The following is a 23,364-nucleotide window of genomic DNA, read 5'->3' on the forward strand; positions in this document are numbered from 1 at the left end:
TCTCGTGGGCTCGGAGAGGTGTATAAGAGACAGCCCGACAACCCCCTGCCCCTCAACCGGAGAACCTCTTGTGCAAGGGCATTGCCAGACGCCGTGGCGGGGCGGCTCCCCTCTGGAGACGGACGGAACATTGCCCTCGGGGCAGAGGCGGATGTCGGGCGCGCTGAAAAAACTCCCTGTCCGGCAGGGAACGTCAGGGGAAAAACGACGGACTGCCCGGCCTTGGAGGCAGGTGTGTGCCGGGTGCGCCAACGCAAACGCCCGCCAGGTGGCCTGAGGGCCGCTGGCGGGCGCTGAGGTGCTTCCACCTGCTTCAGGGGTGAATCAGAGCACCTTGACCTGAATCTCCTTCAGCACCTGGTCCCCGCGCAGCACCGACACCGTCCAGGTGCCAGGCTTGTTCAGCCGCAGGCCCGTCCACTGCCGCGCGCGCCAGCCCTCGCCCTTGATCTTCACGTCCTTCGTCTCACGGACGACGGCGCCCTGCTTCGACTGCACCATGATGTCCTCGACGGAGTCGCCCTGCGGCACCAGATAGGCCTGCCACAGCATCACGCTGGTGCCGGCCTTGATGCCTTCCGGGCCGACTTCCGCGGTGCACTCGTACTTGTTGGGGCCTTCCTTGGCGACCTCGGTGCAGACCTTGGCCTCCACCAGCACGGGGCCCTGGCCCTGGCCCTTGTAGAAGTAGTTCCAGGTGTCACGCACCGCGTCCGCGTCCGGCGCCTTCACCTGCGCGGCGGCGGGCTCCGCGTCCTGCGCCATGGCCACCGGCGACATACCCAGCACCGCGCACAGCAGGCCCCGCGTCAGCATCTTCGCCATCTCAAGTCCCCTCGTTCTCGTGATGTGACAGGCCCCCAGGCCCGCCTTGCCAGGCTGGGTCTACCACAGCCCGCGTCGCCGCTCAGCCGAAGAGGAAGAAGGCCAGCGTCACCAGCGGCAGGTACACGAGGAAGGCCACCAGCAGGAATCCCAGGAGCTCTTTGAACTCCAAGCGCGCCACGGCCAGCAGCGGCAGCGCCCAGAAGGGTTGGATGAGGTCGGTGGCCATGTCGCCCCACGCATACGCCAGCACCACCTTCTCCGGCGCCACGCCCAGCCGCGTCGCGGCGTCCAGGAGGTAGGGCGCTTCAATGGCCCACTTCGAGCCGCCGGAGGGGACGAAGTAGTTCACCACGCCGCTGTACAGGTAGACGATGGCGGGGAACGTCTCGCGCGTGGACAACGACACGAACAGCTCGCCGATGCGCTCCGTCAGGCCGGTGGCCTTGAAGATGCCGTAGATGCCCGCGTACAGCGGGAACTGGAGGACGATGCCGTGCAGCACGGTGCCGGCCTCCTCGCTGGCCTTGAGCAGCCGCGCGGGGGTGCCGTGCAGCAGCACCGCCAGCACCAGGAAGGTGAAGTTCACCACGTTGAGGTTGAGCGCGCGCCAGCCTCCATTCATCCACAGGTGCCGCGCCAGCCACACGAGCCCCAGGACGCCGATGACGGTGTTGAGCAGCCGTGAGTGGTCCAGCCACGCGGCGAAGCCACGCTCGGAGGGACGCGGGGGCGGGGTGAAGTCGCCCAGGGACTCCAGCACCGCGGGGTCCACGCGGACGGTGTTCTCCGGCTTCGGGTGCAGCAGCCACGCCAGCAGCGTCAGCCCCGCCACCACGGCCAGCGTGAGGCCGATGTTGAAGGGCGAGAAGAGCGTCCTGTCGATGGGCAGCACGCCCAGGCTCTTCTCCAGGAAGTGGCCCGGCGTGGCCACCAGCAGCGGCGCGGAGGCGGACAGGCCCGAGTGCCAGGTGGCGCCCAGGCCGAAGTACGCGCACGCCACCAGCAGCCGGTAGTCCACGTCCGGCCGGCGCTTCACCATGAAGCGCACCAGCATGGCGCTGGCCACCAGGGACAGACCCCAGTTGACGTAGGCCAGGGCCATGGAGACGAAGGCCATCCACGCCGCCGCGCCCCGGGGCGTGCGTGGCACCCGCGCGGCGCGCTCCAGCAACGCGCGCACGGGGCCGGTGAGGGCCAGCAGGTAGCCGGTGAACATCACCAGCGCCATCTGCATGGAGAAGCCGAGCAGCTCCCAGAAGCCGCCGCCCCAGGCGTCCAGCACGGCGGGCGGCGCGGCGCCGGCCCAGCCGGTGGCCAGCGCCATGGTGAGCAGCGTGAGCAGGACGGCGATGGCGAACGCGCTGGGGACGAAGCGCGAAGAGAAGCGGCCGAGGCTCTCCGCGATTCGGACAAGGGTCTCCACGAGGTGTCGCTCCTTGGCAGGGCCGGCACGTTACGGCATGTGCGGCGCGCCGGCGGCGCAATCCCGTCGCGAGCCCTGGCCGCACGAGCCCGGGCACGCAGGCTCCCCTGGCTGAAGGGGTGCCCGGAGAGGGAGGGCGGAGGTTCCTTCCGCGCCGCACGGTGTCAACGCTCCAGGATGCGCCGACTGCTGAGACACCTGCGCTCCGTCCTCCGCGTCCGGCCAGGAAAGCCCGCCATTGGCGCGGGCTTGCGGACCGCGCTGGCCACCTCCGTCCCCCTGGTCCTCGCGTTCCTGTTGGGCGTGAAGGACGCGAGCTGGGGAGGCTTGACCGGTCTCCTGGTGTCGCTGGCCGACAAGGGCGGCTCGTACCGGACGCGCGCGAAGGAGCTGGGCGCGGTGACGCTGCTGGGGGCCCTGGTGGGAGCGCTGGGCGCGCCGGGCGGGTCCATGCCGTGGCTGGACGTATCCTTGATGTGGCTGGGGGTGACGGCGGCGGCCTTCGCGCGGAGCTACGGAGAGACGGCGGGCTCCGTCGGCGGGCAGCTCGCGGTCATCTTCGTCGTGTCGTTGGGCGCGCCCGCGGTGGGCGTGGATGCCGCGCTGGCCCGCGCCTTCTGGCTGCTCTTCGGCGGCCTGTGGGCCATGACGCTGTCCCTGGTGCTGTGGCCCTTGCGGCCCTACCGCCCGGCGCGGAGGGCCATCGCGCGCGTGTACGGGGAGCTGGCGGAGGCGTGCTGGGATTTGGGCCGCCTGTCGCGCGAGGGCGCCAGCTCCCAGGAGTGGGTGGAGGCCGCGGAGCGGCACATGAGTGTGCGGCCCCTCATGGAGCAGGCGCGCGCCACGCTGGGGGCCATGCGCGGCACCCACCTGGGCAGGTCCCGGCGCGGCGAGCACCTGCTCGTGTTGCTCGAGACGTGCGAGCCGATGTCCGCCCAGCTCATCGCCCTGGCCGAGGCCATGGAGGCGGCCGTGCGCGAGCCCCGCTTCCTGCCGCTGCGCGCACGCGTGGACTCGCTGTGTGACGCCTACGCGGCCATGGCGAGCTGGGTGGAGCAGGTGCTGGTGCGCGAGCGAAATGAAGGCGTCCCGCGCGCGCCCCGGATGGTGCCTCGCTCGCGCAGACGGCTCTACCGGCCTGCTCCAGACATCCGGAACCGCGAGGACCCGCTGTCCATCCACGTGGAGGCGCTCTTCGGGAAGCTGCGGGAGTTGGCGGGAGTGGCGCACGAGACGGCCGCGGGCCTGCTCCATGGCGACCCGGTGTCCGACCGCGGGCGGAGCGTGGTGGGCCAGGAGCCGCTGCGCACGCGCTCGTGGCTGGCCCCGCTTCGCGACCACCTCCGCTCCGACTCGCTCGTCTTCCGGCACGCGCTGCGCGTGGGGCTGGTGGCGACGGCGGCGCTGGTGGTGACGCGGGCGCTGGGCATCCGTGACGCCCACTGGGTGAGCCTCACCGTCATCGCCATCCTCCAACCGTATTCGGCCATCACCGAGGAGCGCGCGCTCCAGCGCGTCGGCGGGACGCTGCTGGGCGCATGCCTGGCGGCGGTGATTGCCACGCGCGTGCATTCTCCCTCCGCGCTGCTCGCCGTCATCGTCCTGCTCACGGCGGTGTCGGTGTCCCTCCTGCCCATCAACTTCGGTGCCTTCCAGGTCCTGCTCACGCCCGACTACCTGCTGCTGGCCACGTTGAGCTCGGGGGACTGGAGCCTCGCCGGCCAGCGCGCGCTGGGAGTGCTGGTGGCCTGCGCGCTGGCGCTGACGGGCGCGTGGCTGCTGTGGCCCATGCCGGAGCGCCGCCGCTTCCCGGAAGCCGCGGCGACCGCGTTACGCGCGGATGGTGAATACCTGCGCGAGGTCATCTCCCGACGCAGCGGCACCCGGCCCGAGGTGGGCGCCGCGCGGCGCACCTTCAGCCTGGCGCTGCTGGACGCGGAGGCCTCCTTCGAGCGGCTCACCGCCGAGTACCATGGCCCGCCCCAGCAGCTCGAGTCAGGCATGGCCGTCATCACCTATGCGCGCCGCTTCGCCACCGTGGTGACGGCCCTGGGCATGGAGCGGCCGGAGGCGGAGGTTCCCGACCAGTTGAAGCAGTTGGCGCACCAGGCGGGGCGCGCGCTCGACGAACTCGCGGACGCGCTCACGGACCGGCGCGTGCCGCCGCCCCTGCCGCCGTTGAAGGTGTCGTGCAAGACGGATGACCCCGTCTTCGGCGCGTTGCTCGAACGGGTGCCCCGCCAGTTGGGCATGTTGCACGGCGCCGTGTCGCGGCTCAGCAGTGGCTCGGTCCTGCGGTGAGCCGCGTCAGGGCCGGGCCTCCCATTGCGCCGTCGCGGTCAGCACGGGCAGCGAGACATGGAACGTGGAGCCTCGGCCCAGCTCGCTGTCCACCCAGATGTGACCGCCGTGCCGTTCGATGATGTCCCGGCAGATGTAGAGCCCCAGGCCCAGGCCCCCGAAGCCGGATACGGGCGCGTTGCTCGCGCGGAAGAAGCGGCCGAAGAGGTGCGCCTGCTCCTCCCGGGAGATGCCGATGCCACCGTCCGCCACGCTGAGCACGGCGTTGCCGTCCACGTGAGACAGGGAGACGCGCACGGTGCCGCCCAGCGGGCTGTATTTGACGGCGTTCTCCAGGAGGTTGGCCAGCACCTGTGACAGCCGGCCCCGGTCGCCCATGACGAGGAGGTCCTCCTGGGGGAGCTCGCACATGAAGGCATGCTCCGCGCTGAGGCCACGGAACTCCGAGCACGCTTCGTTCGCCACCTCCAGGAGCGACACGGGTTTGCGTTGCAGCTTCAGCCGGCCCGCCTCCACGCTGGTGGCGTCCACCAGATCATTGACCAGCGCGGACAGGCGGTCCACCTGCGCCATGGCCTTGTCCACGCGCTCGGGCGCGATGGGCTCCCTGGCCGCCAGCGCCCGCTTCAGCAGCTCCAGGTGGAGGCGCAGCGGCGTCAGGGGCGTCTTGAGCTCGTGGGCGGCGATGGAGAGGAAGTCGTCGCGCACGCGAATGGCCTCGTGCGCCTCGGCCAGCAGCCGCTCCTGCGTGCGCTGTGCGTGCACGCGCTCGGTGACGTCGCGGAAGCTCCAGACGCGGCCGGTGATGAGCCCGCGCCGCCGCTGAGGCAGGGAGTAGCGCTCCAGGATGCGGCCGTTGCGCAGTTCGATGATGTCGAAGCTCTCCTGGCTTGGCTCCTCGTACAGGGACTGGACCCGCGACAAGAAGGCGTCCGGGGCCTTCAACTTCTCGCGCACGGCCGCGAGCAGCGTCGCGTCGTGCGTGCAGGCAGCCAGTCCCGTCAGTCCCCAGAGCTGCTCGAATTGGCGGTTGCAGGCGGTGATGTGTCCGTCCCGGTCGACCACCAGCAGTCCGTCCGCCGTCGAGTCGAGCGTGGCCTCCAGCAGGGACACCGTCTGCTCCAGCCGCTCCTGGGCCTGATGCTGCTCGGTGACGTCCACCATGACGCCTTGAAGCCGGTGGGCGCGGCCGTCCTTGGACAGCACGGTGACGATGTCACGCAGCCAGACGACGCGGCCGTCCGCGGCCAGCATCCGGTATTCGAATTCGTGGGGAAGGCACTGCTCCACCGCGGTGTGGCAATAGGTGGAGGCCCAGGCCCGGTCGTCTGGATGCAGGTGCTCCAACCAGAAGTGAGGCTCGGTGAGCCACTGCTCCACCGGATAGCCGAGCAGCCGCTCCGCCTGCTTGCTCACGAAGATGAAGCGGACGGAGGGGTCTGCCTCCCAGACGATGCCGTCGACATTGTCGACCAGCGCGTCATGTCCACCCCGGGCAGGCGGGCTGACGTCCCCCGCTGCGTCGAGGCCCGGCTCCCTCTCCGCCATGGCGCGCTCCCTCCCCTGGAGCGGGGGCTCTCCCGTGTCTCGGACCTTCTTCAATCAATACACCCGGGGAGCCGGGCGCCACCGGCCCCTTACGGCCAGGGGTGCATCGTCCGCCGAATCTCCGGAACCGGGCAGGCCGGGGCGCCCTGGGGCAGGGCCTTGCTTCCTCGCGGGGAATGCGCAGGCGGAGACATGCGAGGATGGCGCACCGAGCCCGCCCCATGCCGCCTCCTCGCCTCGCCCGCGCCCGTGTGCCGCCTTCCCGTGAGGACCGGTGGTTGGGGCGCGTCTTCTTCGGCCCCCGGCGCTTGATGTACGTGGGGCCGCTCGCTCCAACGGACCCGCACGCCCACCCCACCTTTCAGGTCCTGCTGTCCCTGGACGCGCCGGTGCGCCTGCGCGACGCCCGTCAGCAGGAGGTCGCATGTCAGGCGGCCGTCGTTCCTCCGGACGCCGAGCACGCCATCGTTGAAGGCGCCCTGGCAGCGGTGCTGCTCCACGTCCCCGCGGAGGACCTGGTGGGCCGCAGGCTGGCGACGCTGGGCATTGGCGCGGACGCGGCCGCGTGGGGCGCGGCGGGCGAACGTTTGAGGGCCTGTGGCATTGGCCGGTTGCCGGTGCGCTGGGCGGAGGCCGAGGCGCAGACGCAGGTCCTGCTGCGTGAGCTCCAAGCCGACGCGGGCGTCGCGAAGCCCACCCACCCCGCGGTGAAGAAGCTGCTGCGGCTGCTGCCAGAGGCGCTGGAGGAAGACGTGCGTCTGGCCACGCTCGCTCCGCGCGTGGGCTTGTCGGTGGGCCGGCTGTCGCATCTGTTCAGCGCGCAGGTGGGCTTCCCCTTGCGGCCCTACATCCTCTGGCTGCGCCTGCACCGGGCCGCCGAGCATCTGCAACAAGGCGCGTCGCTCACCGAGGCCGCGCACGCCGCGGGCTTCACCGACAGCGCGCACCTGAACCACGCCTTCCGCCGCACCTTCGGCCTCAAGCCTTCGGAGATTGCCGGGGTGGTGGAGTGGGTGCGCCCGCCCTCGCGATAGCGCGTTCTTACAAGCCGGCGGGGGCTTCGTGGCGCGAAGGTGGCGACATGACCGGGAAGAATCCATGTCGATGAAGCCGAAGCTGCGCGCCGCTTTCGAAGCGGAGTTGCGCGAGGCCCATGAAGCGGAGTCGCGTTCGGAGCATGTGCGTACCTGGCGGCACCTCGAGCGGGTCCACGTCCTCAGTCAGGCCCACGCGGGCCCTCACGTGCGGGTGCACTGGCGCATGCTGGGGTTCGGGTGGCGCCGGCGGAACGCCGCGGAGTGGGTGGGGCAGGTGGTGCGGTTGCTGGTCGCCGCGCCAGGCTCATGGCTCGGGCGGGCACCGCTGGGAAACACCGGTGGCGCGAACGTGGGCATCCTCACGCCCATGCCCATTCCCGACGACCTGCGCGCCCTGCTGGACGCCGACCGCTGAGGCCCTTTCGCTGTTCACGGCCCGCGCGGTTCTCTTCTCACATTCCGAGGCGCGCGCTGGGGCGAATTACGGTATGGAACGGACATCATGTCCTCTTCCGAGCAACCCGCACGGCAGGACGCACGCGTATCGACTGGCGTGCCTGGGCTTGACGCCGTGCTGGGCGGCGGGCTCGTGTCGTCGGGTGTCTACATCTTCGTGGGGGAGCCGGGCGCGGGGAAGACGCTCTTCGCCAACCAGCTCTGCTACCACCAGGGGCGCGCCGGCGCGCGGTGCCTGTATGTCACGCTGCTGGCGGAGTCCCACGCTCGCATGCTGGCCAACATGCGGGACATGGCCTTCTTCGACTCGGCGCTGCTGCCCGAGGGCGTCTACTACGTCAGCGGCTTCCGCACGCTGGAGGAGCACGGGCTGCCGGGGTTGCTGGAGCTCTTGCGGCGCGAGGTGCGCAACCACAACGCCAGCATCCTGGTGCTGGATGGCCTGGTGCAGGCGCAGGAGGCGGCCGGCAGCAGCCGCGACTTCAAGAAGTTCATCCACGAGCTCCAGGTCGCCGCCGGGCTGACGCGCTTCACGGCGCTGCTGCTCACCAGCGCTAACGGTCCCGCCGTCCATCCGGAATACACCATGGTGGATGGCATCCTGGAGCTGCGCGAGCGCACCCAGGGCGTGCGCTCCTGGCGCGAGCTGCAAGTGCGCAAGTTCCGGGGGAGCCCCACGCTGCACGGCGTCCACGCCTTCCGCATCACCAGCGACGGGTTGGAGGTCTTCCCCCGGTTGGAGTCGCGGGTGCAGCGCACGCCGCCGCCGGACCCGGGCGCCCACCGCCTCCACTTCGGCGTTCCGTCCCTGGACGCGCTCTTCCCGGAGGGGCTGGCGGCGGGGTCCACCTCCCTGCTGCTCGGTCCACCTGGCGCGGGCAAGACGCTGCTGGGATGCAGCTTGCTGGCAGAGGGTCTGAAGCAGGGCGAGCACTGTCTGTACATGGGCTTCTACGAGCCGCCCAACCGGCTGTTGGGCAAGGTTGCATCCGCGGGTATCGACCTGGGCGGCGCTATGGCGGATGGACGGCTCAACTTCATCTGGCAGCCGCCTTCCGAGTGCATTCTCGACGTGTTGGCGGACCAGCTCCTGTCGGACGTTCGGCGGCGCAACGTGAAGCGGGTGTTCGTGGACGGGCTCAGCGCCATGCAACAGGCCTCGCCCGAGCCCGCGCGCATCAATTCGTTCTTCGCGGCCCTCACCCAGGAGCTGCGTTGCACGGGGACCACCACCCTCTTCGGCATGGAGACACCGCGGCTCTTCGGTCCGGTGCTGGACGTCCCGATGGAGGTGGGTCCTTCCGCTGTGGCGGAGAACCTCTTTTTCCTGAGACATGTCGAGCTCGAAGGCCGCCTGCGCAGGCTGCTGAGCATCTTCAAGATGCGTGACACCCACTATGACCCCACCCTGAGGGAGTTCGTCATCACACCCCAGGGAATCGAGGTGCTGCCCCCCTTCAGTGTCGCTGTGGATACCCTGCTCACGGGACTTGCCCGGCACCCGGGCACTGGCCATTTCTGAACGAACGTCGAGGAGTAGTACCACCCGTATGGAGACGGTCCTGGTGGTGGATGACGAGCAGGGCATCCTGGAAGCCCTGGCGGACCTCCTTCGGGAGGAGGGCTATCGCGTCCTGACGGCCTCTCACGGCCGTGAGGCGCTGGAGCGGATGGCGGAGCTCCGGCCGGACCTGGTCCTCACTGACTGGATGATGCCCGTTCTGGACGGACCGGCACTCATCGAGCGCATCCGGGCCGAGCCGGCCTACAAGGATGTCTCACTCATGGGGATGAGCGCGGTGGACGTGTCCGCGCTGCGGCATCGGTATCCTGGCATGCCGTTCCTCCAGAAGCCCTTCGACATCCACGCGCTGATGCGACAGGTCCGCAAGGCCCTGGACGGAAAGCAAGGCTGAGCCCCATGTTCTACCTGCTCAAGCTGGGCCCCGTGCCACTCAGTCAGGGCAACACGCAGGTCCAGGTGTATCTGCGTATCTCCGATTCCGGAGAGCCCGCCGCGCCTGTGTTCGAATCGGACGACGGGGCGGGGCTGCGGGCCCTGCTGGAAGGGGTGGACGCGGCGGAGGTGCGCTGCGCGCCGGCGCTGGCCGCCGCGGGCGCGGAGCTGGGGCTCGCCGTGGCGGAGCCTTCACCGCAAGCGCTGTCTTCCTGCGCGGCCATCGCGACCTTCGTGGCGTGGGGGCAGCGAGGCTTGTCCGGGCTTGGCTCGGACAAGGCGCTGCTCTTCGTGCAGGCGTCGACGGAGTACTGGGATGCGCGGCCCTGGACGCATTGGGATGACAGCCAGCCCTTCGAGGTGGCCGTCACCGGGCCGATGAACCACACCTTCGAGGGGTGCGTCTTCCACATGGGGGACGGGCGCGCGGGACTGGCGCTGTACTTCAAGCCGGGCGCGCTGCAGATGTTGATGGAGATGCAGGCGCGTGGCCAGGGTGACGCCGCCACCAGCCTGCCCGCGATTGCCGTCACGCTGGACACGTCCCCTTCGTATGCCGTGGACGCGCTCACCGCCGCGGGGCGCGCCCCGCGCCTGCCGCTGCCCCTGAAGACGGGGCCGGACGGCATCAGCGTGCCGTCTCCGCTGGAGTCCCTGGTGCTGGTGGCGTCGTTGCGCGCGGTGGCCCGGCTGTCACCGGAGCAGCGCGAGGTGCTCAGCAGCGTCGTGGCCGGAGACGAGCAGATGCAGGTGCGCGTCCGCGCGCCCGCGCCCCGCGTCCGGCACTGAGCCTGCCTGCTCCGTCAGCGAGCGCATCGACTTTCACACCGAGTGGCGCCGCGTCCGAGCCAGTGTTGGCTGCCGGACGAAGTCCTCCCGGAATGTCGGCTGATGGCCAGCCGGGCGTCCCAGGGGGACTGGTCCAAGTGTGCGAAAGCGCGAGAGAACACGCTCTAGCTGCGAGATTCCCGCAGGACGGCAGCCCGTGCTTCGCCGTCCCGGGACCGACCAGGAACTCATATGGCCACGAAGAAGGTTTCCTCCCGCCGTGAAGCTGTCGCGGCTCCCCCTTCACCGCGAATCCGGGAGGATGATTCGCAGTCGCTCGACTCGCGCCAGTTGCTGCGGGTCCTCACCGCCGTCCGCAAGGGCGACTTCTCCGTGCGCATGCCGGTGGACAAGGTGGGCAGCGCCGGGAAGGTGGCGGACACGTTGAACGAAATCATCGAACTCAGCGAGCGCATGGCCCGTGAGTTCGAGCGCATCGGCAACGTGGTGGGCAAGGAAGGCCGCATCACCCAGCGCGGCAACGTGGTGGGCGCGCTGGGCTCGTGGGGCGACTGTGTCGAGTCGGTGAACATGCTGGTGGCCGACCTGGTGCAACCGACGACGGAGATGGGCCGCGTCATCGGCGCCGTGGCCAAAGGTGACCTGTCGCAGACCATGGCCCTGGAAGTGGATGGACGTCCCCTCCGAGGCGAGTTCCTCCGCACCGCCCGGTTGGTGAACGGGATGGTGGAGCAGCTCGGCGCATTCGCTTCCGAGGTGACGCGCGTGGCCCGCGAGGTGGGCACCGACGGAAAGCTGGGCGGTCAGGCCAAGGTGAAGGGCGTGGCCGGCACGTGGAAGGACCTCACGGACAACGTGAACTCCATGGCCTCCAACCTCACCGCGCAGGTGCGGAGCATCGCCGAGGTGACGACGGCCGTCGCCAAGGGCGACCTGTCGAAGAAGATCACCGTCGACGTGCGCGGCGAAATCCTGGAGCTGAAGAACACCATCAACACGATGGTGGACCAGCTCAACTCGTTCGCCTCGGAAGTGACGCGTGTGGCGCGTGAAGTGGGCACGGAGGGCAAGCTGGGCGGACAGGCCGTCGTGCGCGGTGTCGGTGGCACGTGGAAGGACCTCACCGACAACGTGAACTCCATGGCGTCGAACCTGACGTCCCAGGTGCGCAACATCGCCGAGGTGACGACGGCCGTCGCCAAGGGTGACCTGTCGAAGAAGATTACCGTCGATGCCAAGGGCGAGGTGTTGGAGCTGAAGAACACCATCAACACGATGGTGGACCAGCTCAACTCGTTCGCCTCGGAAGTGACGCGCGTGGCGCGCGAGGTGGGCACCGACGGAAAGCTGGGCGGTCAGGCCGATGTGAAGGGCGTGGCCGGCGTGTGGAAGGACCTCACGGACAACGTGAACAGCATGGCGTCCAACCTCACGTCGCAGGTGCGCAACATCGCCGAGGTGACGACGGCGGTGGCGAACGGCGACCTGTCGAAGAAAATCACCGTCGACGTGCGCGGCGAAATCCTGGAGCTGAAGAACACCATCAACACGATGGTGGACCAGCTCAACTCATTTGCCTCGGAAGTGACGCGCGTGGCGCGTGAAGTGGGCACGGAGGGCAAGCTCGGAGGACAGGCCGTCGTGCGCGGTGTCGGCGGCACGTGGAAGGACCTCACCGACAACGTGAACTCCATGGCGTCGAACCTGACGTCTCAGGTGCGCAACATCGCCGAGGTGACGACGGCCGTCGCCAAGGGCGACCTGTCGAAGAAGATTACCGTCGATGCCAAGGGCGAGGTGCTGGAGCTGAAGAACACCATCAACACGATGGTGGACCAGTTGTCATCCTTCGCCTCGGAAGTGACGCGCGTCGCGAAGGAAGTCGGTACGGAAGGAAAGCTCGGTGGTCAGGCCATCGTTCGCGGCGTCGGTGGAACGTGGAAGGACCTCACCGACAACGTGAACAGCATGGCGTCCAACCTCACGTCCCAGGTGCGAAACATCGCCGAGGTGACGATGGCGGTGGCGCGCGGTGACCTCTCCAAGAAGATCACCGTGGACGTGCGCGGTGAAATCCTGGAGCTGAAGAACACCATCAACACGATGGTGGACCAACTGTCGTCCTTCGCCTCGGAAGTGACGCGCGTGGCGCGCGAGGTGGGTACGGAAGGAAAGCTCGGTGGTCAGGCCGTCGTGCGCGGCGTCGGTGGAACGTGGAAGGACCTCACCGACAACGTGAACAGCATGGCGTCCAACCTCACGTCCCAGGTGCGCAACATCGCGGAAGTCACCACGGCCGTGGCCAATGGTGACCTCTCCAAGAAAATCACCGTGGACGTGCGAGGCGAAATCCTGGAGCTGAAGAACACCATCAACACGATGGTGGACCAGCTCAACTCGTTCGCGTCGGAAGTGACGCGTGTGGCGCGCGAGGTGGGGACGGAGGGCAAGCTGGGCGGCCAGGCCGTGGTGAAGGGCGTGGCAGGCACGTGGAAGGACCTCACGGACAACGTGAACTCCATGGCGTCGAACCTGACGTCCCAGGTGCGCAACATCGCCGAGGTGACGACGGCCGTCGCCAAGGGCGACCTGTCGAAGAAAATCACCGTGGATGTGCAGGGCGAAATCCTGGAGCTGAAGAACACCATCAACACGATGGTGGACCAGCTCAACTCGTTCGCCTCGGAAGTGACGCGCGTGGCGCGCGAGGTGGGCACCGAGGGCAAGCTGGGCGGTCAGGCCGAGGTGAAGGGCGTGGCCGGCACGTGGAAGGACCTCACGGACAACGTGAACTCCATGGCCTCCAATCTCACCACGCAGGTGCGCGGCATCGCCAAGGTCGTGACGTCGGTGGCCAACGGCGACCTGAAGCGCAAGCTGGTGGTGGACGCGAAGGGTGAAATCGCCGAGCTGGCGGACACCATCAACGGCATGATCGACACCCTGGCGGTGTTCGCCGACCAGGTGACGACGGTGGCCCGCGAGGTGGGCATCGAAGGGAAGCTGGGTGGTCAGGCCCGTGTGCCCGGTACGGCGGGCATCTGGCGCGACCTCACGGACAACGTGAACCAGCTCGCCGCCAACCTCACCACGCAGGTGCGCGCCATCGCCGAGGTGGCCACCGCCGTGACGAAGGGTGACCTCACGCGGTTCATCACCGTGTCCGCCCAGGGCGAAGTGGCCGCCCTGAAGGACAACATCAACGAGATGATCCGCAACCTGAAGGACACCACGCGGAAGAACACGGAGCAGGATTGGCTCAAGACGAACCTGGCCAAGTTCACCCGCGTTCTCCAGGGGCAGCGGGATTTGCTCACGGTGTCCAAGGTCATCCTGTCGGAGCTGGCGCCGCTGGTGGATGCCCAGCACGGCGTCTTCTACATCTCCGAGCGCGCGGACGGCGGCGACCAGATGCTCAAGCTGCTGGCGTCCTACGCGTACCGCCAGCGCAAGGGACTGGCGAACACCTTCAAGTACGGCGAGGGCCTGGTGGGCCAGTGCGCCCTGGAGAAGGAGCCCATCCTCCTGTCGGACGTGCCGGACAGCTACATCCGCATCGCGTCCGGCCTGGGCGAGGAGGTGCCACGCAACATCGTGGTGCTGCCGGTGCTCTTCGAAGGGGAAGTCAAAGCCGTCATCGAGCTGGCCTCCTTCCACACCTTCAGTGAGGTCCATATGGGCTTCCTGGAGCAGCTCACGGAGTCCATCGGCATCGTGCTCAACACGATTGCCGCCAACATGCGCACCGAGGCGCTGCTGAAGCAGTCGCAGGCGCTGACGGACGAGCTCCGCAAGCAGCAGGAGGAGCTGACGGAGACGAACAAGCGCCTGGAGCAGCAGGCCACTTCGCTTCAGCAGTCGGAGGAGCTGCTCAAGCGTCAGCAGGAGGAGCTGCGCAGCACCAACGAGGAGCTCCAGGAGAAGGCGAAGCTGCTCTCCGAGCAGAAGACGGAGGTGGAGCGCAAGAATGGCGAGGTGGAGCAGGCCAAGCTCGCCCTGGAGGAGAAGGCCGAACAGCTGAGCCTCACGTCCAAGTACAAGTCCGAGTTCCTGGCCAACATGAGCCACGAGCTGCGTACGCCGCTCAACTCGCTGCTCATCCTCAGCCAGACGCTCAGTGACAACGTGGATGGCAACCTCACGTCGCGGCAGGTGGAGTTCGCCAAGACGATTCACGCGTCCGGCGCGGACCTGCTGGAGCTCATCAACGACATCCTCGACCTGTCGAAGATTGAATCCGGCACCATGGCGGTGGACGTGGGTCCGCTGCGCTTCGGCGACTTGCGCGAGTTCGTGGACCGCACCTTCCGGCAGGTGGCGGACAAAAAGGGGTTGGAGTTCCACATCGGCCTGGGGGATTCACTGCCCGGCGAGCTGGAGACGGACGCGAAGCGCCTGCAACAGGTGCTCAAGAACCTGCTGTCCAACGCCTTCAAGTTCACCGAGTCCGGCTCGGTGTCGCTGCACATCGGTCTGGCGAAGGGCGGCTGGTCTCCGGACCACGCCATGTTGTCCTCCGCGCCCTCGGTGGTCGCCTTCACCGTGGCGGACACAGGCATCGGCATCCCGAAGGACAAGCATCAAATCATCTTCGAGGCCTTCCAGCAGGCGGATGGCTCCACCGCCCGCAAGTACGGGGGCACCGGCCTGGGCCTGTCCATCAGCCGTGAAATCGCGCGACTGCTCGGCGGCGAAATCCGGCTGGAGAGCGACGTGGGCAGGGGCAGCGCCTTCACCCTCTACCTGCCGCTGGCCTTCATGGCGGAGCGTCCGCCGGAGGAGCATGCGCGCTGGGACTACAACCCGCTGGCCACCACGGTGCTCCCCGCGCCCATCGCGGAGCCAGTCTCCGAGTCGCGGGTGTCTTCGCTGAGCCGGATGGACATCGACGATGACCGGAGCTCCATCCTGCCTGGAGACAAGGTGCTGCTGGCCGTGACGCACCTGGCGGACCATGCCGCGCGCCTGCGTGCCGCGGCGCAGGGCACGGGCTTCAAGCTGCTGGTGTCTACCGAGGTGGAGGACGCGCTGGACGCCGTCCGCAACACGCGGCCAGCGGCCGTGGCGGTGGACCTGGACCTGCCGGAGATGGCGGGCTGGGTGGTGCTGGACCGGCTGAAGCACGACGCGTCCACTCGCGCGCTGCCGGTGTACACGGTGTCGGTGGAGGACCACCGCGAGCGCTCGCTCAACCTGGGCGCCATTGGCCACCTGCGCGCGGCGGCGGACCCGGAGGCGGCGGTGGCCGCGCTGGAGTCCCTCAAGCGCTTCGTGGAGCGCAAGGGCCGCGGGCTGCTCGTGGTGGAGGACGACCCCGTCCACCGCCAGACGCTGACGGAGCTCCTGGGCAGTGATGACGTGCAGACGGTGGCGGTGGGGACCGCGGCGGAGGCCCTGGCCGCGCTGGCCGAGCGCCGCTTCGACTGCATGGTGCTGGACCTGGGGCTGCCGGACATGCCCGGCACGGAGCTCATCCGCCGCGTCCATGAGGCGCACGGCGCGGGCGGGCCGCCGCTCATCGTCTACACGGGCCGCGAGCTGACGCGCGCCCAGGAGACGGAGCTGCGGCGGGTGGCCGAGGCCATCGTGGTGAAGGACGCGCAGAGCCCGGAGCGGCTGCTGGAGGAGACGAGCCTGTTCCTCCACCGCTCGCCCTCGGACCTGACCGAGCCCAAGCGCCGCATGCTGGAGAAGGCGCGCGAGAAGGACCCCTTGCTGGTGAACCGCAAGGTGCTGGTCGTGGACGACGACGTGCGCAACATCTTCGCCCTCAACACCGTGCTGGAGCGCTACGGCATGAAGGTGGCCTTCGCGGAGAGCGCTCGCGAGGGACTGGACCAGTTGGAGAAGGACGCCGACATCGAGCTGGTGCTGATGGACGTGATGATGCCGGAGATGGACGGCTACCAGGCCATGCGCGCCATCCGCCGCATGGAGCGCTTCGTCCATCTGCCCATCCTGGCCCTCACCGCCAAGGCCATGAAGGGGGACCGGGAGAAGTGCCTGGAGGCCGGTGCGTCCGACTACATCACCAAGCCGGTGGACATCGAGAAGCTGCTCAGCCTGCTGCGCGTGTGGCTGCACGCGCCGCGGGGCATGCCGCCGCGCGGTTCGCGCACGGAGGTCTCCGGATGACGGGGCCCGGCGCGCGCGGCGCGGAGCTGGAGGCGCTGGAGGTGGACCTGCTGCTGGAGGGCGTGGCCCGGCAATGGGGCTTCGACCTGCGCAGCCGCTCCCGGCCGCAGCTCTTGCGGCGGCTGCGGCACCACCTCCGCGAGGAGCGGCTGGACAGCTTCTCCGCGCTCCAGGCCCGCGTGCTGCACGACGCCGAGGCGTTGGACGCGCTGCTGCGCACGCTGTCCTGCACACCGCCCGCCCTGTTCGCGGAGGCCGCCTTCTTCCGCGACTTCCGCACCCGGGTGGTGCCGGTGCTTCGCACCTGGCCCTCCGTGCGTGTATGGCACGCGGGCTGTGGAACCGGCGAGGACACGTACGCGCTGGCCATCCTCCTCCATGAGGAAGGGCTGTGGGGCAAGTGCCGGCTGTATGCGTCCGACGCGAGTGAAGGGCTGCTGGCGGACGCGCGCACCGGCGTGCTGCCGCTGCCCACGCAGGAGGACGCGCAGCGCTACCTGGAGGCGGGCGGGAAGGGCGCGCTCTCCGACTACTACACGCGCGATGGCAACTGGGCGCTGCTCCAGCCCCGGCTGCGCGACGGCATCTTCTTCACCCAGCACAACCTGGCCACGGATGGCTCGTTCAACGAGTTCCACGTCATCGTGTGCCGGGACACGTTGCTGACCTTCAATCGTGCACTGCACGACCACATCCACGGCCGCCTCTTCGAGAGCCTCGCCCGCTTCGGCTTCCTGTGTCTGGGGCGCAAGGAGTCGCTGGCGCGCACGCCGCACGCGGGGGCCTACGAGATGCTGGATGACTGTGGTCGCATCTTCAGGAGGGTGGCATGAATCCCTTGGGGCTGCTGGTGGTGGGGGCGCCGCGCTGCGCGGCGGCGGACGTGGAGTCGGTGCTGGCGCTGTTGCCTCCGCACCTACCCGTGCCGGTGGCGTTGGCGCTGCACCGGGGCCCTCTGGACGCGCTGGCCGCGCCGCTGGGCCGCCGCTGCGCGCTGCCGGTGGTGGAGCCGGACGACAAGGACCCGCTGCTGCCCGGCGCCGTGTACCTGGCGCCCGCGGGCTACCACTTGCTGGTGGACCGGGGCTGCGTGTCCCTGTCCGTGGAGCCGCCCGAGCATGGGCAGCGGCCCGGCCTGGACGCGCTCTTCGAATCCGCGGCGGACAGCCATGGCCCCAGGGCCGCGGGGCTGCTCTTCGCGGGGCACGAGGATGGGGTGGCGGGCTTGCAGGTGCTCCATGCGAGAGGCGCCCGGGTGGCCGTGGTGAGCACGCTCCAGACGGGCGGAGCGGGTGAGGAGGGAGCGATGGCGCAATTGACGTTGGGTTCCGTGGGAGGGTGGCTCGCGCGGCTGGCCTATGTGCCGCGTTCTAAGGTGCTGCCTTGAGCGGCGCGCCGACGCGCGAGCGCCTGCCGGCGATTCCGGCGGAGCCCGTCTGCCTGCTGCTGGTGGATGACCAGCCGGAGAACCTGCTGGCGCTGGAGGCGACGCTTGCGCCCCTGGGGCAGCGGCTGGTCACCGCGAGCAGCGGCCGCGAGGCGCTGCGTCACCTGCTGACGCAGGACTTCGCCGTCATCCTCCTGGACGTCGTCATGCCGGACATGGACGGCTTCGAGACGGCCCAGCTCATCCGCGAGCGAGAGCGCAGTCGCGGCACGCCCGTCATCTTCCTCACCGGGCTGTCGCGGGGGCCACATCCGGAGCTGCGCGGCTATGCCATGGGCGCGGTGGACTTCCTGCTCAAGCCCTTCGAGCCCGCCATCCTGCGCTCCAAGGTGAGCGTCTTCGTGGAGCTGTACCGCAAGACGGAGCTGGTGCGGCGGCAGGCGGAGGCGCTGCGCGAGGCCCAGCAGCGCGAGCACGCGCGGGAGTTGCTGGAGGCGCAGCGGCGCGTGGAGGCCGAACGGCTTCGTTCAGAAACCAACCGAAACCAGCAGCGCTGGCTGGAGGCGGCGATTGCCGCGCTCCCCATGCCGCTGGCGTTGGTGGAGCCGGGAAGCGGCCACACCCTGCTGGCCAACCGGGCGGCGCAAGGGCTGGCGGGGGGCTGTCTGGCCTACCGCGAGGCGCGCGCGCTGCATGCGGACGCATGCTTCCGCGGCGCGGATGGCCGGCTGCTCGCGGATGAAGACCTGCCGCTGATGCGCGCCGCGCGCGGTGAGGTGTTCCAGGCGTTCCCCGTGGAGTGGAACGTGGGCGGCCAGCGCGGTTCGGTGCTCGCTTCCAGTGAGCGGCTGCCTCGCATGCATGGACGCCCGGAGACCATGGTGCTGGGCCTCTTGGACGTGACGGCGCTCCGAGCCGCCGCTCGCCACGACTGGCTCCCCCTGCCGCTGACGGAGCACATCGCTACACTGGAGGCGCAGGGGGAGGACACAGGCCCGCTCACTCGGCTCATCGAGGTGCTGCGGAACCTTCCGGGCTTGAGCACCGGGAGCCCCGGACAGGAGCGCGAGGAGGGCTCCTTGCTAGCGGAAGAGGGCAGCCAGGCGGGCAACCCTCCTCGGCCCGCGCGCTGAACATCGCCGGTCGAGAAATGGTTGACGCACAAAATAACATGGGCAAGGTGGCCGTGTGAGTGACGCCGGAATCCCACAGCGGGTCCAGCGCTTCATCTCGACGCACATCGACTCCCTGGAGAAGCTGGAGGTGCTCCTCCTGCTTCGGGCGCGCGCGGACAGGGAGTGGACGGCATCGGCGGTGAGTCTGGAACTGCGCATTACAGATGCTTCCGCCGCCTCCAGGCTGGAGGACCTGACGAACCGACGCATGCTGGTGAGCGATGGTGCCTCACCTCCGTCGTATCGCTACGGTCCTGAGTCGTCGGAGGATGTGCAGGCGGTGACGGAGCTGGCGGCGGTGTACAGCGCGAAGCGCGTCAGCGTCATCTCCTTCATCTTCTCGAGGCCGCTGGACAAGGTGCGGGGCTTTGCCGAGGCATTCATCCTGAAGAAGGACAAGGACGGCCATGGCTGAAGCAGTCTACATCCTGTGTGCGTTGACGAGCGTGGCGTGCGCGGTGCTGCTGCTCCGGGCCTACAAGCGTACGGGCATGCGGCTGCTCCTGTGGAGTGGGCTGTGCTTCGTGGGCTTGGTGGTCAGCAATGTGCTCCTCTTCGTGGACCTGGTGCTGCTGCCCGCCACCATCGACCTGTACATGCCGCGCGCCATCGCCACGTTGTCCAGTGCCTCTGTCCTGCTCTATGGCCTCATCTGGGACGCGTCCTGAGGTGCCATGATGCTCAAGCCCATGCTCAACGGTGCGGTGGCGATGGCGTGGCTGGCGAGCGCGCTGTTCTTCCTGCGCTTCTGGGTCCAGTCGAAGGACCGGCTCTTCGCCTTCTTCGCGCTGGCCTTCACGATGCTGGCGGGCAACTCGGTGGTGGCGGCGTTGCTGGACGTGGATGACGAGCGGCGCCACTACATCTACGTGGTGCGGCTCTTCGCCTTCCTGCTCATCCTCTACGCCATCTGGGACAAGAACCGCGCGAACCGCCACGGCTCCGGGTAGGGCCGCGCCGTTGTCTGGCAGGTCATCTGGCTGACACTTGCCTCGTACCTGCGTCCGGGCACCGTTGTCGCAGGTGGAGGGGCGTCATTATCTCCGACACCCCATGTCGCGCCGCCCTTCTTCATCCTCGCGGCCCGCGTCCGTGGACGAGCGCGAACCCGAGCGGTCCGTCTCCACGGAACCGGACGCGGTGTGTCCGCCGCGAGGGCTGGAGTCCCAGGTGGGTGGGGGTGGGGCCGGGAATGCCGTCCGCTTGCGCGGCAGTGACGACGCGGAGGAGCGCCTCGCGTTCCTGGCCAGCGCGGGCGAGCTGCTGTCGTCCTCTCTGGATTCGGGCACGGTGCTCAAGCGGCTGGCGGAGTTGGCCGTGCCGCTGTTGGCGGACTGGTGCGCGGTGGACGTGCTCACGGCGGACGGGCGGGTTGAGCGGGTGGCCGCGGCGCACCGCCTGGCGGAGCAGGTGCCGCTGGTGCACGAGCTGGCACGCCTCCAGCCCCTGGACCTGACGGCCGAGGGCGGTATCCCGGAGGTGCTGCGCACCGGCAAGGCCGCCCTCCTTCCCGAAGTCCTGGACGGGATGCTGCCGGGCGTGGTGCTCACGGAGGCGCAGTTGGAGGTGGCGCGGCGCCTGGGCATCCGGGCGGGCCTCATCGTGCCGCTGCTGGCGCGAGGCCGCGTGCTCGGTGCGCTGTCGCTGGTCCGGGGCGACTCGGACGGTGTGCCCGGCGCGTCCGACCTGGAGCTGGCGTTGGAGCTGGCCCGGCGCGCCAGCCTGTCCCTGGACAACGCGCTGCTGTACGCGGAGGCGCGCGGCGCGCAGCAGCGCACCGAGCGCCTCCAGGCCATCACCGCGGCCCTGTCCCGCGCGGCCACCGCCGAGGACGTGGCCGAAGCGCTGATGCGCGAGGAGTTGCGCCCCGCGGGCCCGGCGCGCGGCGCGGTGCTCGGCATGCTGGAGGATGGCCGGCTGCACGTGCTGGGCTCCTTCGGTTACGCACCGGCGGTGCTGGATACCCTGCGAGGGCTGTGGGCGGACCAGGTGCCCGGCGTGGACCGGGCGCTGGAGCAGTTGGAGCCGCAGTGGTTCTCCACCCACGCGGCGGTGCCGCGCGCCGTGCCCGAGTGGGCGCGGGACCTCGTCCAGGGCGTGGGGCCCGGGGCCTGGGCGGTGCTGCCCTTGAAGGTGGAGCACCGCATCCGGGGCTTCCTGCTGTTCACGTGGGACGGGCCGCAGGTGTTCCTCGCGGAGGAGCGCGGCTTCCTGTCCTCGCTGGCGCAGCAGTGCGCGCAGGCGCTGGAGCGCGCGGCGCTGTACGAGGCGCTGCGTGAGCGCGGCGGCAAGCTGCACGTGGCGCTGGAGGCGGGCAAGGAGGCCGAGGAGCGGCTCTTCTTCCTGCTGGAGGCGAGCCGCGCGCTGGCCGAGCACCTGGACGACGTGGAGTGGACGCTGGAGCACCTGGCGCGAGTGGCCGCGCGAAACGTGGCCACGTACTGCCTGGTGGAGTTGATGGGAGCGGACGGCGTGCCGCGCGCCGTGGCCGCGTCCCACCGGGAGCCAGAGCGGGACGTGTCGGTGCTGGCCTCGCTGTCCCTTCCATGGGTGGAGGGCACGCTGCACCCGGCGCGCGAGTGCTTCCTGTCGGGGGAGACGCGCTTCTTGCCCGAGGTGGGGCCGGAGCTGCGCGAGCGCATGTGCCAGGGGCCCGAGCACCGCGCGTTCCTGGAGGCGCTGAATCCACACTCGCTGCTCGCGGTGGCGGTGCGCATGCGCGGACGCACGCTGGGCGTCATCACGCTGGGCACCGCGGCCCCCTGCCGCCGGCTGGTCACCGCCGACGTGGCCATGGCGGAGGAGCTGGCGCGGCGCGTGGCGGTGGCGTTGGAGAACGCGTCGCTGTACCGGGACGCGCAGGCCGCGGTGCGTCTGCGCGACGAGTTCCTCTCCGTGGCCAGCCATGAGCTGAAGACGCCGCTCACCAGCCTGAAGCTCCAGCACGGGCTCATCGACCGCGCCGCGCTCGGAGACGTGGGGGACAAGGTGCGGCCCCGGCTGGCCACGGCCGTGCGGCAGGTGCAGCGGCTGAGCGCGCTGGTGGACAGCCTGCTGGACGTCAGCCGGATTTCGCTGGGGCGGCTGATGCTGGAGCCGTCCGACGTGGACCTGGGCCAGGCGGTGCGCGACGCGGTGGACCGCATGGAGGAGGTGTTCTCCCAGGCGGGCTGTCCGGTGCGGGTGGAGGTGCCGGGCCCGCTGCCGGGGAAGTGGGATGCGCTGCGGCTGGACCAGGTGCTGGTGAACCTGCTCACCAACGCGGCCAAGTACGGCGCGGGCCGGCCTGTCCTGGTGGAGGCGGCCTTCGAGGGCGAGGAGATGGTGCGGGTGTCGGTGCGTGACGAGGGCATCGGCATCGCCGCGGAGGACCTGCCGCGCCTGTTCGGCCGCTTCGAGCGCGCGGTGTCCGACCGGCACTATGGCGGCCTGGGACTGGGGCTCTACATCAGCCGGCAGATCGTGGACGCCATGGGCGGCCGCATCGAGGTGGAGAGCCGGCCCGGGCTGGGTTCCATCTTCACCGTGCGCCTGCCCCGGTCCACGGCACAATGCGCGCCATGGTGACCGTGGGAAGGGCGGACGTGCCCAAGGCGTTGTCGGTGGCGAAGTTGCGGAAGGAGTACGGCGGCAAGGCCGCGGTGGAGGGTGTCTCCTTCGAGGTGGGACGCGGAGAGATTGTCGGGCTGCTGGGCCCCAACGGCGCGGGGAAGACGACCACCATCAACATGGTGCTCGGCGTGCTGCAGCCCACGTCCGGCACCATCCACATCCAGGACCTGGACCTGGCGGCGCAGCGCTCCGCCGCGTTGGCGCTGACGAACTTCGCCGCCGTCTACTCGCCGCTGCCGGGCAACCTCTCCGTGTACCAGAACCTGCGCGTCTTCGGCCTCATCTACGGGGTGAAGTCCCTGGGGGCGCGCATCGCGGAGTTGCTGGAGCAGTTCGACCTGGTGAAGTACCGCGACGTGAAGTGTGGCGTGCTGTCCTCCGGAGAGCAGACTCGCGTGGCGCTGGCGAAGGCGATGCTCAACCGTCCGCACCTGTTGCTCCTGGATGAGCCCACCGCGTCGCTGGACCCCGCGACGGCTCGAGACATCCGCGCCCGGATTCGCGAGTTCGCCGCGCGGGACGCCGGCGGCGTGCTGTGGACGTCCCACAACATGTACGAGGTGGAGGAGGTCTGCGACAGGGTGTTGTTCCTGGCGCGCGGCCGGGTGCTCCTGGAAGGCAACCCGCGAACGCTGCCCGGCGAGCACGGCCAGGCCTCGCTGGAAGAACTCTTCATCGCCGTGGCGCGCGAGCCGCTCGCGCTGGAGCGGAGCTGA

General features: G+C 69.5%; 18 protein-coding genes. 15 read left to right on the forward strand and 3 right to left on the reverse strand.

The window, feature by feature from the left end:
* Positions 1–324: 324 nt before the first annotated feature.
* Positions 325–825, reverse strand: a complete 501-nt coding sequence (locus tag FMQ63_RS25560; RefSeq protein ID WP_011550831.1) for a hypothetical protein — start codon at positions 823–825, stop codon at positions 325–327.
* An 82-nt stretch (positions 826–907) separates the two neighbouring features.
* Positions 908–2,251, reverse strand: a complete 1,344-nt coding sequence (locus tag FMQ63_RS25565) for a short-chain fatty acid transporter (protein ID WP_011550832.1) — start codon at positions 2,249–2,251, stop codon at positions 908–910.
* Between the two features lie 177 nt (positions 2,252–2,428).
* Here FMQ63_RS25565 and FMQ63_RS25570 point away from each other — a divergent pair, with 177 nt between their 5' ends.
* Positions 2,429–4,552, forward strand: coding sequence for an FUSC family protein (locus tag FMQ63_RS25570; protein WP_011550833.1), 2,124 nt, complete (start codon positions 2,429–2,431; stop codon positions 4,550–4,552).
* Between the two features lie 6 nt (positions 4,553–4,558).
* On the opposite strand, the gene FMQ63_RS25575 is transcribed toward FMQ63_RS25570, so the two are convergent.
* On the reverse strand, positions 4,559–6,100 hold the full coding sequence (locus FMQ63_RS25575) for a PAS domain-containing sensor histidine kinase (RefSeq protein ID WP_020478264.1): 1,542 nt from the start codon (positions 6,098–6,100) through the stop codon (positions 4,559–4,561).
* 221 nt (positions 6,101–6,321) lie between these two features.
* Here FMQ63_RS25575 and FMQ63_RS25580 point away from each other — a divergent pair, with 221 nt between their 5' ends.
* The 14 genes from FMQ63_RS25580 (at position 6,322) to FMQ63_RS25645 (ending at position 23,364) form a co-directional block, all read left to right on the forward strand.
* A complete protein-coding gene (locus FMQ63_RS25580) occupies positions 6,322–7,134 on the forward strand; it encodes an AraC family transcriptional regulator (RefSeq protein ID WP_225909732.1) in 813 nt (270 codons plus the stop codon).
* 64 nt (positions 7,135–7,198) lie between these two features.
* Entirely contained in the window at positions 7,199–7,552 is a 354-nt protein-coding gene (locus FMQ63_RS25585; protein WP_225909733.1) for a DUF3703 domain-containing protein, read from the forward strand.
* Between the two features lie 87 nt (positions 7,553–7,639).
* Positions 7,640–9,115 (forward strand): ATPase domain-containing protein, encoded by a 1,476-nt coding sequence (locus FMQ63_RS25590; RefSeq protein WP_011550837.1) that lies wholly within the window; start codon positions 7,640–7,642, stop codon positions 9,113–9,115.
* Between the two features lie 28 nt (positions 9,116–9,143).
* Positions 9,144–9,509, forward strand: coding sequence for a response regulator (locus tag FMQ63_RS25595; protein WP_011550838.1), 366 nt, complete (start codon positions 9,144–9,146; stop codon positions 9,507–9,509).
* A gap of 5 nt (positions 9,510–9,514) precedes the next feature.
* Positions 9,515–10,339, forward strand: coding sequence for a hypothetical protein (locus FMQ63_RS25600; RefSeq protein WP_011550839.1), 825 nt, complete (start codon positions 9,515–9,517; stop codon positions 10,337–10,339).
* Between the two features lie 231 nt (positions 10,340–10,570).
* Positions 10,571–16,474, forward strand: a complete 5,904-nt coding sequence (locus FMQ63_RS25605; protein ID WP_011550840.1) for a HAMP domain-containing protein — start codon at positions 10,571–10,573, stop codon at positions 16,472–16,474.
* The gene (locus tag FMQ63_RS25610) at positions 16,471–17,307 is read left to right on the forward strand and encodes a protein-glutamate O-methyltransferase CheR (RefSeq protein ID WP_011550841.1); all 837 of its coding nucleotides are present in this window, start codon (positions 16,471–16,473) and stop codon (positions 17,305–17,307) included. Before FMQ63_RS25605 ends, FMQ63_RS25610 begins: the two co-directional genes overlap by 4 nt.
* Positions 17,304–17,861, forward strand: a complete 558-nt coding sequence (locus tag FMQ63_RS25615; protein WP_011550842.1) for a chemotaxis protein CheB — start codon at positions 17,304–17,306, stop codon at positions 17,859–17,861. The genes FMQ63_RS25610 and FMQ63_RS25615 overlap by 4 nt, the downstream gene beginning before the upstream one ends.
* Positions 17,858–18,994 (forward strand): two-component system response regulator, encoded by a 1,137-nt coding sequence (locus FMQ63_RS25620; protein ID WP_011550843.1) that lies wholly within the window; start codon positions 17,858–17,860, stop codon positions 18,992–18,994. The genes FMQ63_RS25615 and FMQ63_RS25620 overlap by 4 nt, the downstream gene beginning before the upstream one ends.
* Before the next feature lie 55 nt (positions 18,995–19,049).
* Positions 19,050–19,451, forward strand: a complete 402-nt coding sequence (locus tag FMQ63_RS25625) for a hypothetical protein (protein ID WP_011550844.1) — start codon at positions 19,050–19,052, stop codon at positions 19,449–19,451.
* Positions 19,444–19,704, forward strand: coding sequence for a DUF5985 family protein (locus tag FMQ63_RS25630; RefSeq protein ID WP_011550845.1), 261 nt, complete (start codon positions 19,444–19,446; stop codon positions 19,702–19,704). Before FMQ63_RS25625 ends, FMQ63_RS25630 begins: the two co-directional genes overlap by 8 nt.
* 6 nt (positions 19,705–19,710) lie before the next feature.
* On the forward strand, positions 19,711–19,986 hold the full coding sequence (locus FMQ63_RS25635) for a DUF5985 family protein (RefSeq protein ID WP_011550846.1): 276 nt from the start codon (positions 19,711–19,713) through the stop codon (positions 19,984–19,986).
* A gap of 103 nt (positions 19,987–20,089) precedes the next feature.
* Positions 20,090–22,603 carry a GAF domain-containing sensor histidine kinase gene (locus FMQ63_RS25640; protein WP_225909734.1) on the forward strand — a complete coding sequence of 838 codons (2,514 nt, stop codon included), beginning with the start codon at positions 20,090–20,092 and terminating at the stop codon, positions 22,601–22,603.
* The gene (locus FMQ63_RS25645) at positions 22,588–23,364 is read left to right on the forward strand and encodes an ABC transporter ATP-binding protein (RefSeq protein ID WP_020478999.1); all 777 of its coding nucleotides are present in this window, start codon (positions 22,588–22,590) and stop codon (positions 23,362–23,364) included. Before FMQ63_RS25640 ends, FMQ63_RS25645 begins: the two co-directional genes overlap by 16 nt.

The sequence above is a fragment of the Myxococcus sp. CA005 genome (genome assembly GCF_006518205.1).
Classification (GTDB): Bacteria; Myxococcota; Myxococcia; order Myxococcales; family Myxococcaceae; genus Myxococcus; species Myxococcus xanthus.